This is a genomic window from Brevibacterium sp. CCUG 69071 (assembly GCF_021023135.1).
Lineage (GTDB): Bacteria > Actinomycetota > Actinomycetes > Actinomycetales > Brevibacteriaceae > Brevibacterium.
The window spans coordinates 58,434-70,957 of record NZ_PGFV01000010.1 but is presented as its reverse complement, the minus strand read 5'-3'; the positions used below and the strand labels follow the sequence as shown (position 1 = coordinate 70,957).

At 65.3% G+C, this 12,524-nt stretch carries 9 protein-coding genes; 3 read left to right on the top strand and 6 right to left on the bottom strand.

Going from position 1 to position 12,524, the window contains the following annotated elements; all coding sequences use genetic code 11:
- Nucleotides 1-33: 33 nt before the first annotated feature.
- Complete coding sequence (locus CV023_RS18260) at nt 34-441, top strand: hypothetical protein (protein WP_230748499.1); 408 nt, start codon at nt 34-36, stop codon at nt 439-441.
- 48 nt (nt 442-489) lie between these two features.
- Here the strand turns inward: CV023_RS18260 and CV023_RS18255 are convergent, their stop codons facing one another.
- From CV023_RS18255 to CV023_RS18230, 6 genes are all read right to left on the bottom strand, one after another.
- The gene (locus tag CV023_RS18255; RefSeq protein WP_230748498.1) at nt 490-1,434 is read right to left on the bottom strand and encodes a phosphoglycerate dehydrogenase; all 945 of its coding nucleotides are present in this window, start codon (nt 1,432-1,434) and stop codon (nt 490-492) included.
- The gene (locus CV023_RS18250; protein WP_230748497.1) at nt 1,434-2,909 is read right to left on the bottom strand and encodes an Nramp family divalent metal transporter; all 1,476 of its coding nucleotides are present in this window, start codon (nt 2,907-2,909) and stop codon (nt 1,434-1,436) included. The genes CV023_RS18255 and CV023_RS18250 overlap by 1 nt, the downstream gene beginning before the upstream one ends.
- Before the next feature lie 217 nt (nt 2,910-3,126).
- Nucleotides 3,127-4,518 carry a lipase family protein gene (locus tag CV023_RS19065; RefSeq protein ID WP_230748496.1) on the bottom strand — a complete coding sequence of 464 codons (1,392 nt, stop codon included), beginning with the start codon at nt 4,516-4,518 and terminating at the stop codon, nt 3,127-3,129.
- A 412-nt stretch (nt 4,519-4,930) separates the two neighbouring features.
- Complete coding sequence (locus CV023_RS18240; RefSeq protein ID WP_230748495.1) at nt 4,931-6,361, bottom strand: purine-cytosine permease family protein; 1,431 nt, start codon at nt 6,359-6,361, stop codon at nt 4,931-4,933.
- Between the two features lie 294 nt (nt 6,362-6,655).
- Nucleotides 6,656-7,792: an acyl-CoA dehydrogenase family protein gene (locus CV023_RS18235; protein ID WP_230748494.1), complete on the bottom strand. Its 1,137-nt coding sequence runs from the start codon at nt 7,790-7,792 to the stop codon at nt 6,656-6,658.
- Between the two features lie 87 nt (nt 7,793-7,879).
- Nucleotides 7,880-9,034 carry a CaiB/BaiF CoA transferase family protein gene (locus CV023_RS18230; RefSeq protein WP_230748493.1) on the bottom strand — a complete coding sequence of 385 codons (1,155 nt, stop codon included), beginning with the start codon at nt 9,032-9,034 and terminating at the stop codon, nt 7,880-7,882.
- A gap of 266 nt (nt 9,035-9,300) precedes the next feature.
- On the opposite strand from CV023_RS18230, the gene hutU reads away from it, so the two are divergent.
- Together hutU and hutI are read left to right on the top strand one after the other, a co-directional pair.
- Complete coding sequence (gene hutU / locus CV023_RS18225; protein ID WP_230748492.1) at nt 9,301-11,022, top strand: urocanate hydratase; 1,722 nt, start codon at nt 9,301-9,303, stop codon at nt 11,020-11,022.
- Nucleotides 11,023-11,143: 121 nt separating this feature from the next.
- Nucleotides 11,144-12,517: an imidazolonepropionase gene (hutI, locus tag CV023_RS18220; protein WP_230748491.1), complete on the top strand. Its 1,374-nt coding sequence runs from the start codon at nt 11,144-11,146 to the stop codon at nt 12,515-12,517.
- Nucleotides 12,518-12,524 lie beyond the last annotated feature (7 nt).

Genomic DNA, 12,524 nt, shown 5'->3' with positions numbered 1-12,524 from the left:
CCCCGCTGACCTACACGATGGGAGACTGGAGTGATGAGCAGCCAGAAGGTGTACCTTGTCTTCGCCAAGCAGTCCTCGCCGTTCGACGCGGAGGGAACGATAGATCCTCTGGTGGGGATTTTCAGCGATGAATCCGAGTGCTATCGGATCGAGAGTGAGCAACCCGACTACGGGGTCAGCTGGGAGACTCGCGACGTTGAGGATGCGGGTGAGCACACTATCGCTCCCGGTGACACCGTTTATGCCTACCACTACATGGCGACGTTCAGGCCGACACCCGATGGGGAACAAGCCATTGAGCTCTTGAGCGACGCTGCCGTTGAGGACGTCTTCTTTCAAGAAGAGAACGCTCGGAAGAAGCTAGAGGTCGGTGATCTCCAAGTGATCACAGTGGGGGAACTTCGACTCGAGGGCGACTTCCAGATCATCGAAGGGCCGTGAGCCCGAACGGCCTCCCACCCGGCCCACACAGATCGATCTTTCGCGCAGTCACTTCACCGGGAAGCGCGGCTCCTGACCCTCCAGCACGCGGGCGACGTCCTCGACCGCCCAGGTGCCCATGTTCGCGTTCGCAATGTCCGAGTACGCTCCGATGTGCGGGGTGGCGATGAGGTTCGGTGCGGCCAGCAGCGGGTCGTCGGGGCTCGGGGGTTCCGAGGCAAAGGCATCCAGGGCCGCGAAGGCCAGGCGTCCCGTGACCAGCGCTTCGGCCAATGCCGCTTCGTCGACGAGCCCGCCTCGGGCGGCGTTGATGAGTCCGGCCCCTTCGGGCATCGAAGTGATGAGCTCGGCCGACAGCAGGGGCTCGTCTCCTCCGGGCAGGTGCAGGGTGAGGAAATCGGACCCGGCCACCACCTCGGCGAGGGACATCGGTGTGGCCCCCGCCTCGGCGATGGCATCGTCGGAGACGAAGGGATCATAGGCGGCGATGCGCAGGCCGAACCCGGCAGCCCGCTTGGCCACCTCCCGGCCGATCCGCCCGAACCCGAGGATGCCGAGCTGCTTGCCCGAGAGCTGACTGCCGAAGAACACGCCCCATTCTCCTCTGCGAAGAGAGTCCTCCGCCTCGCGGATGTGTCGGGCACCCATGAGGAGGAGTCCGAGGGTGAAGTCGGCGACGGATTCGGCATTGGCACCGGGCGTGTTCACGACCGTCACCCCGGCCGCCGCCGCTGCTGCGAGGTCGATGTTGTCGACCCCGGCCCCGTGCTTGGCCACGACCTTGAGCTCGGGGCAGGCGGCGAGCACCTCGGCGTCGATGCGGTCGAGACCGACGAGAACCGCCTCGGCGCCGGACAGAGCGGAGATGAGCTCAGAGCCGGACTTGGGATGGTTCTCGGTTCGGTCCTCGAGGTCGAGGCCGAGCTCGTCGGCACGCGCCCGAGGTGCGGTCGAGTGCTTGCCGAAGGAAGGGGTGAGGACTCGCAGGCGCATCAGGCTCCGATCTCGATTCCGAAGGTCTCGAACACCGTGTAGATGCCCAGCAGGCCGATGGCCAGCGAGGCGAAGACGAGCATCACGGTGAAGAAGTGATTGGACTTGAACTCTGTGGGCACCTCTCGGGAGCGAAGGTACCAGACGGCGATGACCACGGCGACGAGGAAGACGCCGCTGGCGACGCCGCCGATCTGGACCATGATCACCGGCGACTGGATGATGAGGTAGCTCAGCGCCCAGATGATGGGAAAGACGATGGTGAGGACGCGGATGATCCGCGAGCGGGTGCGCACATTCGTCCAGTCGAAGGCGCCGAGGATGGACACCGTGTTCGTCCACAAACGGGGAACGCTGGCCGAGGAGGCGATGAAGGTCGAGAAGAGGACCGCGAAAGCGCCGATGAGGAAGATCCAGTGGCCGGTCTCGCCCATAACCGAGGAATACATCGACGACAGTGTGGTGATCATGTCGTTGCCCTCGGGGACGAGTCCCTGCGGGTGGAGGATCGCCGCGCCGATGACATAGAAGGACATCGTGCACACCGTCGAGACGATCCAGGAGACGAGGACGTCGGTGCGCATGACGGAGATCCATCCGCGGGCACGGCGGGCGCGCTCCTCGGTGCCGTCGTTCGGTCCGGTGTAGCGGGCGTAGCCCTTCTCGAGGCACCAGTAGGTGTAGGTGGTCATCTCGTCGGCGCCGACTCCGGTGATGCCGAACATGGCTACGGCGAAGCCGAGTGTGCCTGCGGGGATTGCGAAGGTCAGACCTTCGATGACATCCGCCGAGGTGTAGGCGAAGTCCGTGAATGGCAAGGCGACGGCGAGCCCGACAGTGGAGACGGTGAAGATGATGACGGCGGCGACGGAGAACTTCTCGACGATGCTGTACTTGTTCGTCACCAACAGTGAGATGACGACGGCGAGGGAGACGATCGTCCAGAAGATGAGTGAGGGCGATGAAAGTGGCTCACCGAAGACCGGGAGCATGATCGAGAGGGAGGCGACGGCACCGCCGATGATTCCTCCGCGCTGGAGGACCTTGGCGAAGTCCATGAGGATCCACAGCAGGTTGATCCAACCGGCACGGCCGATCAGACGCGGACCGACGTGCCCGTATCCCTCGAGGGCGGGTTTGCCGGAGAGGATCGTCCACTGGGCGAGTTCGAGCTGGACCCAGACCTTGACCGCGGTCGAGATGATGACGAGCCAGAGCAGCACGAAGCCGGCCTTGGCGCCGAGGGCGGTCGTGGTGATGAGTTCTCCGGAGCCGATGACCGCAGCGGAGATGACGAGACCGGGACCGAGATACTTGAGCTTGCCGGCGAAAGTCGTCGGGGGTTCGAGCACGTCGCGCGGACCCAGATGATAGGGATCGTCATTGTGGTGCGAGGTGTGCGACGCGGGAGCGGCGAGGGCGCCGCCGGCGATTTCGTCGCCGTGTTCGTTTCCGACTGTTCGACTCGTACTCATTCTCGGCTCCCTTGCGCGAAATGCCATGCTGCTGGGGCGGTGAGTGGCGCAGAGTGCGCAGTCAACCGCAGGATCAGACTTGATTCTGTCACTGGTGCGTGATTTGCGCAACTAACATGCATGCAATGCGCACCCGCGGGGATCGGCGAAGGAAACGGCACCGCCCGTCGAATGACGAGCGGTGCCGCATGCTGTATCTGATCCGGTTGGCCGACCCCTACAGCCTCCAGCAGCTGTCGAGCGGTGACTTGCCGTCGAATGTGCGGTTCGTGAAGATCTCGATCCGCGGCAGTGCGGCGAGATAACCGCCGATGTGCGTGGGTCCGAGATTGTCCTCGAACGTGACCTTGTGCCCGGCGTCGCACCACGTCGAGGCAAGTCCTTTGCCCTGCGAGAAGGGCACCACGTCATCGAGGCGGCTGTGATTGACGAGCAGCGGAACGTCAGGCACCTCGGCCTCTCCGAGCTTCTGCCGTTCGGCGACGTCGGCGAAGTTCTTGTCGACGATGCTCTGGAATGAGCCTCCGTCCTTGGTCAGGGTCTTGCCGTCGACGAAGGAATTCGAGACGAGGGCCTCGACGGTGCACTGGTTCGACGCCCGGTCGATGGCGTCGAGTCCCTTCTGGTTGAGGTCCTCGGAGAGATCGACGCCGGTCTGCCCCGCAAACGACTCGAGCCCGTACAGAGCGAAGGCCGAATAGGTGCTCGAGAGCTCGGAGACGGTCTTGTAGAGATCGGTCGGCACCGCTCCTGCGGAAGCGGAGGCGATGTTGAGATCCGGTGCCCAGTCCTTCGCGAGTTCCAGTGCCGCCGTGGTGGCATGCCCACCCTGCGAATATCCGCGCAGCTGCAGATTCGTGTCGGCGTTGATCGAACTTCCCTCGACCTCCTGCACGGCCTTGGCGGCGTCGAGGACCGATCTGCCCTCTTCGACTCGGTTGAGATAATGGTGGTCGCCCTCGGTGCCCAAGCCCATATAGTCGACGACGACCACGGGGCGCTTGGAAGCCAGCGCCGAGGTGATGGAGATGCCTTCGTACTCGGTGCCCATGCCCATCTGTCGGCTGGGCGCGCACTTGTCGGCGATCCCCTGAGTGCCGGGTGCGGCGATGACGGCGTCCTTCGCCTCGTCGCCCGCGCCCTTGGGGGTGAGCAGCGTGGCGGTGGCGGCTCGTGCCGCTCCCGTCTCGTCGGTGGTCCGGTACATGAACGTCTCGGCCTTCGCGCTGTGCTCGATGAGCTTGACGGGGTCGACGTAGAACTTCGATGTCGCCTGCCTGACGACGGCGCCGTTCCGATCCGGCAGTGTGCCCGGGGTCGTGTAGAAGTCCTCCGGGACTCCCGAATCGGGCAGGTCCTCGAGTGCTGCGGCGTACTCGATGTCGGCGGTGGTGATCTCGTCGGACTTGTCGACGGCCTTCTTAGCCTGTTCGACGCTCAGGCTCTCAGGTACGTTCTTCCTGTTGAGTGAGCTCGAATCCTCGGCCTGCCTGTCGTTGAGGACCTTCTCGGCCTCCTTCTCTGACTGGGGGACCAGGTCCTGTGCCTGGGCGGGGGCGGCAGCTGTGCCCATCGTCAGTGCCAGCCCGGCAATGGCTGCGGCGCTCACTGCTGTGATTCGGCGAAGTGGTGGAAGCGTTCCGTATCGGAGCTTGCTCATATGCGTGTCATCCTGCTCTGTCGGGTGTCTCGGCGGTGAGAGTGCGCGGACAGTTATCGTGTCGCAGACCGGTCTGACGAGGGTGCGCGTCATTGCGGCCGTCTCGATTGAAGCATCCGTGGGTGACGGACATCACAACCCTACTCGATAGTAGGACTGGTGAGTAACATTTTTTATCGGCCGATCGAGAAGTGAGACGCATGGTACGTCGAGAAACGAGACGAATGGCGCGGCGGACAGCCGGGAGTCGCCTCGGCGAGGGGACGGGAATGGGCCCCGAACGGAACGTTCCGTTCGGGGCCCATCGAGAATCTCACGGAGCCTGCCGACGGATTCGTAGAACCCGTCGAACCGGTGCCGCCTACTTCGCTTCGAGCGGTTCCACCTCGGGGTAGATCGTCTCGGCCGGAGCCACGCTGCGGTTGCGGATGAGGAAGAAGTAGAGGGCGAAGGTGACGACGATGCCGACGAGCCACGAGATGTCGGCTCCGCCCAGCTTCTCGACCAGAGGCCCGGTGTAGAAGGACTGCGCTAGGAACGGAATCTGGATGAGCACGCCGACTCCGTAGGCCAGCAGGGCCCGCCAGTTCCAGTCCCCGTAGCGGCCGCGCCGGTCGTAGAAGGCCGGGATGTCGAAGCGGTCCTTCGAGATGAGGTAGTAGTCGGTGAGGTTGATGACGCTCCACGGCGTGAAGACCATGAGCAGGGCGAGGACGAAGTTCTTGAAGTTCGCGAGGAAGTCCGCCGAGGCGAGCAGCGCCACGAGCACGGTGAGCGTGACGATGCCGATGACGAAGACCGCACGTGTCCAACGCCGGATGTTCGCCCGGTTGCCGAAGGAGGTGAGGATTGTCAGGGTGCACATGAACGCGCCGTAGGCATTGAGCGTGTTGACAGTGAGCTTGCCGAGCAGGATGACGATGAAGATGAGTAGGGCGAAGACGCCCCCGCCGACGATGTTGCCGATGTATCCGACCTGGTTCTCGACGAACTCGTTGCCGGTCTCCGTCATGGCGGCCGCGCCGATGAGCGCACCCAGCGTCATCGACCACTGGGAGCCGATGACCGATCCGCCGAAGGTGAACCAGAAGGTCTTCGAGGACGGGGTCGAGCGCGGCAGGTAACGGGAGTAGTCGGCGACATAGGGGCCGTAGGTCATCTGCCAGCCCACGGCCAGGGCGATCGCGGAGAGGAAGGCGGGGAAGGCGAAGCTGGAGTTCGAGACCAGACCGGGAACGTCGATCTGAGTGACGACGCAGACGGTGATGAAGAGGAAGCCGAGCAGGCCAGTCACCGAGGAGATCCGTCCGAGGACGTGGATGTACTTGTAGCCGAGCAGCGCGACGAGCGCGGTCAGTGCGCCGAAGATGATGATGCCCACGGCCGGTGCCTGGACGCCGATGATGAGATTGACTGCCTGGCCGGAGAGCACGGCGCCCGTGGAGGCGAAGCCGATGTACATGAGGACGACGAGGACCAGCGGGATGATCGCGCCGATGATGCCGAACTGCGCCCTGGAGGAGATCATCTGCGGCAGTCCCAGCTGCGGGCCCTGTGCCGAGTGCAGGGCCATAACGATTCCGCCGAGGATGTTGCCGATGAGCAGACCGATGATCGCCCACAGCGCGTCGGCGCCGAAGACGACGGCGAGTGCGCCGTCGACGATGGCGGTGATCTGGGTGTTGGCGCCGAACCACAGGGTGAATTGTGACCGGGGTGTGCCGTGCCGCTCTGCATCGGGCACCATCTCGATGGACCTTTTTTCGATCCCCGAGTTTGATGTGGTCGCCATGAGTTTCTCCTTCGAAAGTTGAATCAGAATCAGTGTGGACCGGTATTCGGCGCCAGACGAGAGCTGAGTCACACATTCTGTCCGATATATCGGAATCCGGTTGGATCCGACACGTGGAGCTCAAGGGCGGTTGTTCTCCCTTGAGCTCCGGTGAGATCGTAGCCATTCGCAGATGTCGGCGGTGTTACGGATCTCGGTGGTGTTGTGGACCTTGGCGGCGCTGCGGATCCCGGGGGCGTTCCGGGCCCCGGCCACGTGCGCCCTTGTGGACTGCGGCAGCTTGCGAACCGCCCGTCAGTGGGCGAGAGAACGGGCGATGATGGTCCGCTGGATCTCCGAGGACCCTTCGTAGATGCGGTAGATCCTGGCGTCGCGGACATAGCGTTCGAGCGGGAAGTCCCGTGTGAAGCCATAGCCGCCGTGGATCTGCAGCGCCTCGTCGGCGATGAATGCTGCAGCCTCCGAGGCGGCGAGCTTGGCTGTCGCCGATGACCGGGTGAAGTCGACCTCGGCGTCTCTCTGCTCGGCGGCATCCATCGTCAGCAGCCACGCCGAGCGGTACCTCGTGTACATATCGGCGAGTTTGAACGCGATGCCTTGCAGGCGGTTGAGCGGCTTTCCGTTGATCCTGCGCTCGCCGGCCCAGGCCACGGCCGCGTCGAGGGCAGCCTTCGAGATTCCCAGGCTCATCGCCGCGACCTCGATGCGCCCGCGGTCGAGGACCCGCATGGCCGTGGTGAACCCCTCGCCCTCGACGCCGAGCAGGGCATCTGCGGGCACGACCGTGTCGATGGTGAACTCGTAGACCGGGCTGCCGCGCAGACCCATCGTCCTCTCGGGAGGATTGAAATTCAGACCCTCGGCCGCCGCCGTGTCGACGATGAAGGCGCTGATCCCCTTGCGGCCGGCCTCGCTGTCGGTCTTCGCGTAGACGACGATGAAGTCGGCGAAACCGGCGTTCGTGATGAAGCACTTCGTGCCCTTGAGGTGCCAGCCGCCCTCGACCCTCGTGGCCTTCGTCGACATCTCCGCCGGGTTCGACCCGGCGCCCGGTTCGGTCAGTCCGAAGGAGCCGATGATCTCACCCGCGGCGGCCTTCGGCAGCCACTCGGCCCGCTGGGCATCGGTGCCTGCGAGCAGGATCGAATCGGTGGCGAGGAACTGGGCCGTGATGATCGAGGCTGTCGAGGCGCAGGCCTCGGTCACGGCGGCGACCATCCGACTCATCGCCACGGATCCGACTCCGGGCCCGCCGAACTCCTCGGGCAGGTTGAGACCGAGGACCCCCACCTCGGCGAGGGTCTTAAGGGTGGCATCGGAGACGCGTTCGCTCTCATCGGCGGCCGCGGCCTGCGGGGCGAGGACTTCCGTGCTGATCCGGGTGACGGCGTCGACGAGATCCTGCTCGTCGGCGCTGATGTCGAAAGCCATGGTGGTGCTCCTTTGGTGAGTGATCGTGGGGTTGTGGAACGTATCCCGCCGAGGTGTCGGCGCGGAACCCGCGTGATGCCGCGGTGCCTACCAGTCGATGGCCGACGGCTTCTGCGGTGCGCGGAACTCCGCGTTGTGTTCGCCGAGGCGGGGCGCCGGAAGTGCGGAAGTCGGCCTGACGCCGTCGACGAGCAGGGGGTGGCACAGATAGGAGTGTCCGGTGCGTTCGTCGGTGACCGTGAGCTCGCGGTCGTGGGCGATGGAGCCCTCGACCGCCTCTGCGAAATCGAGGACGGGGGAGTTGGGGACTCCGGCGCCATCGAAGAGAACGCAGAGTTCGGCGACCGACCGGGAGGCGGTGAAATCCTCGATCTCGGCCCGCAGCTCCGCGTCGTTGGCGGAGCGCAGGCCGTCGGTGACGAAGCGAGGATCGCTTGCGAGTTCGGGTCTGCCAAGAGAGTCGGCGAGTGCGGCGAAGAGCTTGTCGTTGGCCACGGCGATGACGATGAGACCGTCGGCGGCGGCGTAGGTGTCGAAGGGGGCGGAGACCGGGTGCCGGTTGCCGACGCGGGCAGGGGTGTCGCCGGCGGCGTGGATGGCGGCATTGGTCGGCTGCATGGCGAGCATGACGTCGAGCATCGGGATGTCGATGTGTGCGCCGTCGCCAGTGAGCTCGCGGTGGAGGAGCGCGGAGGAGACGCCGAATGCTGCGAAGACTCCCGCCGAGACATCGGCGATCGATTCGCCGACCCGGGTAGGGGAGCCGTCGGGGAATCCTGTCGAGGACATGAGTCCGCTCAGGGCCTGGATGACCGTGTCGTAGGCGGGGCGTTCCGCCTGGGCGCCGGTCTGTCCGAATCCGGAGATCGAGGCATAGACGATGTCGGGCCTGATCTCCCTGATGTCTGCGTAGGCCAGGCCGAGCTTCGCGGCGACGCCGGGGCGGAAGTTCTCGACGACGACGTCGCAGGTGGCGATGAAGTCGAGCAGGTTCGCATACTGCGCATGGTCCTTGAGGTCGACTTCGATGGAGCGCTTGCCGCGGTTGAGGCCGGTGAAATAGGTGGAACCGGACTCCGTGAACGGGCCGAGATGCCGGGAGTCATCGCCGTGCCCGGGCATTTCGATCTTGAACACCTCGGCGCCCTGATCGGCGAGCATCGAGGTGGCATAGGGGCCGGCGAGGACGCGGGAGAAGTCGGCGACCCTGATCCCGCTCAGCAGATGCTTCGTTGCGTTCATGAGAACAATCCTCGAGGTCAGAGCCTCGGTGGACAATGGGGTACGCGTGGGAAGCGTCCGAAATATCGGACAGAACTTGATCCAGACCACTTTCGCTTCCGCCCTCGTCGGACACAATGGAATGTGTAGTCAGCGACGACATCATGCAGCTGCGAACCGCCCTCACGGCAGAGCGGCCGCGTGAGACATTCCGCTCCATCGGACAGTTCGACCGCCCCAGCGGACAGGTCGAACCGGGCCGAGGGACCGACCCAAGGAGAGACACCATGGCCACCAAGCCCGGCTTCACCCAACACGACCCCAGCCGCGTCATCCGTGCCGACCGCGGCACGGAGATCACTGCGAAATCCTGGCAGACCGAAGCTCCGAAGCGCATGCTCATGAACAACCTCGACCCCGAGGTCGCCGAGCGTCCCGAAGACCTCGTCGTCTACGGCGGCACCGGTCGCGCAGCCCGATCCTGGGAAGCCTACGATGCGATCGTCAAGACCCTCGACGACCTCGAGGACGACGAGACCCTGCTCATCCAGTCCGGCAAGCCCGTCGGCGTCATGCGCACCCACGAATGGGCTCCGCGCGTGCTCATCGCCAACTCCAACCTCGTCGGCGACTGGGCGAACTGGGAGCACTTCCGCGAACTCGAGGCCGAGGGCCTGATGATGTACGGCCAGATGACAGCTGGCTCCTGGATCTACATCGCCACCCAGGGCATCCTCCAGGGCACCTACGAGACCTTCGGAGCCATCGCCCGCAAACGCTTCGACGGCACCCTGGCCGGAACTCTGACGATCACGGGCGGCTGCGGCGGCATGGGCGGAGCTCAGCCCCTGTCGGTCACGCTCAACGGAGGCGTCTGCCTCATCATCGACGTCGACAAGACCCGCCTCGACCGCCGCCAGGCCAAGCGCTACCTCGACGAAGTCGAGACCGACCTCGACACCGCGCTGGCCAAGGTCATCGAAGCGAAGAAGAACAAGCAGGCGCTGTCCGTCGGACTCGTCGGCAACGCCGCCGAGATCCTGCCGCTCATCCTCGACCGCCCCGAAGCCGCCGAGGTCGACATCGTCACCGACCAGACCTCGGCGCACGACCCCCTGTCCTACCTGCCCATCGGCGTGAGCGTCGAGGACTGGCACGAGGAAGCCGAGCAGGACGCGGAGAAGTTCACCATCCGCGCCGAGGAGTCCATGGCCAAGCATGTCAAGGCCATGGTCGAATTCCAGGACCGCGGCGCCGAGGTCTTCGACTACGGCAACTCGATCCGCGACGAAGCCCGCAAGGCCGGCTACGACCGCGCCTTCGAATTCCCCGGTTTCGTCCCCGCCTACATCCGCCCGCTCTTCTGCGAGGGTCTCGGACCCTTCCGCTGGGTCGCGCTGTCCGGAGATCCGAAGGACATCGAGGTCACCGACGCAGCCCTCAAGGAGCTCTTCCCCGACAACGAACACCTGCACACTTGGCTCGACGCCGCCCACGAGTATGTCGAGTTCGAAGGCCTGCCCGCCCGCATCTGCTGGCTCGGCTACAAGGAACGCCACCAGGCCGGCCTGCTGTTCAATCAGCTCGTCGCCGAAGGCAAGGTCTCGGCCCCGATCGTCATCGGCCGCGATCACCTCGACTCCGGCTCGGTGGCCAGCCCCTACCGCGAGACCGAATCCATGCTCGACGGCACGGATGCCGTGGCCGACTGGCCGCTGCTCAACGCTCTGGTCAATACCTCGTCGGGTGCCACCTGGGTGTCCATCCACCACGGCGGCGGCGTCGGCATCGGCCGTTCCATCCACGCCGGACAGGTCTCCGTGGCCGACGGCACCGAGCTGGCCGCAAAGAAGCTCGCTCGTCTGCTGACGAACGACCCGGGCATGGGCGTCATCCGCCACGTCGACGCCGGCTACGACCGCGCCGCCGAGGTCGCCGCCGAGCGCGGCCAGCGCGTGCCGATGGTCCCCGAACTCGATGTCCGCGACGAGGAATTCGCCGCACAGTAAGGTCACGGGAGAAGGACCCTGTCGGAAATGCACACTCTAAGTCATCATGCACCGGTTGAAACCAGTGCATGATGACTCAAAGTGTTCATTCGCCGATATCCAGCATTCGAAAGGCAGCCCGATGCAGCTCATCACAGGAATCAGCGAACTCGTCACCAATGCGCAGCCGGCCGGCGCGGCGACCACGCCGACGGGGGCGTCATCCGTAAATGGTCCCACCGCCGAGGTGGGGGCGCTGGGCGTCATCACCGACGCGGCGATCATCATCGACGGCGATCACATCGCGTGGTCGGGTCCGGCGGCAGAGGCCGAGGATGCGGTCGCCGCCCTGCGCGCGGGCACCGTCTCCGGCGCTCGCGATGCATCCGGTGCCAATGCGACGCCCCGGGCCGATGTGGCGACGATCAGCGACGATGACATCGTCAACGGCGAAGTCACCTCGGTGGGTGAACTCGCCGCCGTCGAGACCATCGACCTGGGCGGCAAAGCCGTCATCCCGGGCTTCGTCGACAGCCACAACCACCTCATCTTCGCCGGCGACCGGTCCGAGGAGTTCGCCGCCCGCATGGCCGGGCAGAGGTACTCGGCCGGCGGCATCGCGACCACCGTCGCCGCGACCCGGGCCGCCAGCGAGGAGGAGCTCGAAGCCAACCTCGTCCACCTCCTGAACCAGGCCAGGCGGCAGGGCACCACGGCCTTCGAGATCAAGTCCGGGTACGGGCTGAGCCTCGACGATGAGATCCAGGCGCTGGACATCATCAACCGGCACACCGAGGAATCCACGCTCATCGCCGCCCACGTGGTGCCCCCGGAATACAAGGAAGACCCCGAGGCCTACGTCGACCTCGTCATCGAGGAGATCATCCCGGCGGCGGCCGGCAAGGCGAAGTGGATCGACGTGTTCTGTGAGAAGGGTGCCTTCACCGAGGAGCAGACCCGCCGCATCATCGACGCCGGCAAGGCCGCGGGCATGAAGCCGCGGCTGCACGCCAACCAGCTCACCGACGGGGGAGCCCTCAAGCTCGGCGCGGAACTCGGCTGCGTCTCCGTCGACCATGCGACCTTCGCCTCGGATTCCGACCTTACGGCACTGGCCGCAGCCGGCACCGTGGTCACCCTGCTGCCGAGCATCGAATTCTCCACCCGTCAGCCCTACCCGGACGCTCGACGCTATGTCGAGGCCGGAGTGACGACCGCGATCGCCACGGACTGCAATCCGGGCTCGGGGTTCTCCAACAGCGTCCCCTTCGCCATCGCCATCGGCGTGCGCGATATGCACTTCACCGTCGAACAGGCCGTGTGGGCGGCGACCGCCGGCGGTGCCCATGCCCTGCAGCGGACCGATGTCGGCCACCTCGGTGCGGGTGCGCGAGCGGATCTGGCGATCCTCGACGCACCGAGCTACCGGCACCTGGCCTACCGGCCGGGAGTCCAGCTCGTCGAACGCGTCTACTCCGGCGGCGACCTCGTCGTCGACAACCGACCACAAGCTTGATGCGGGG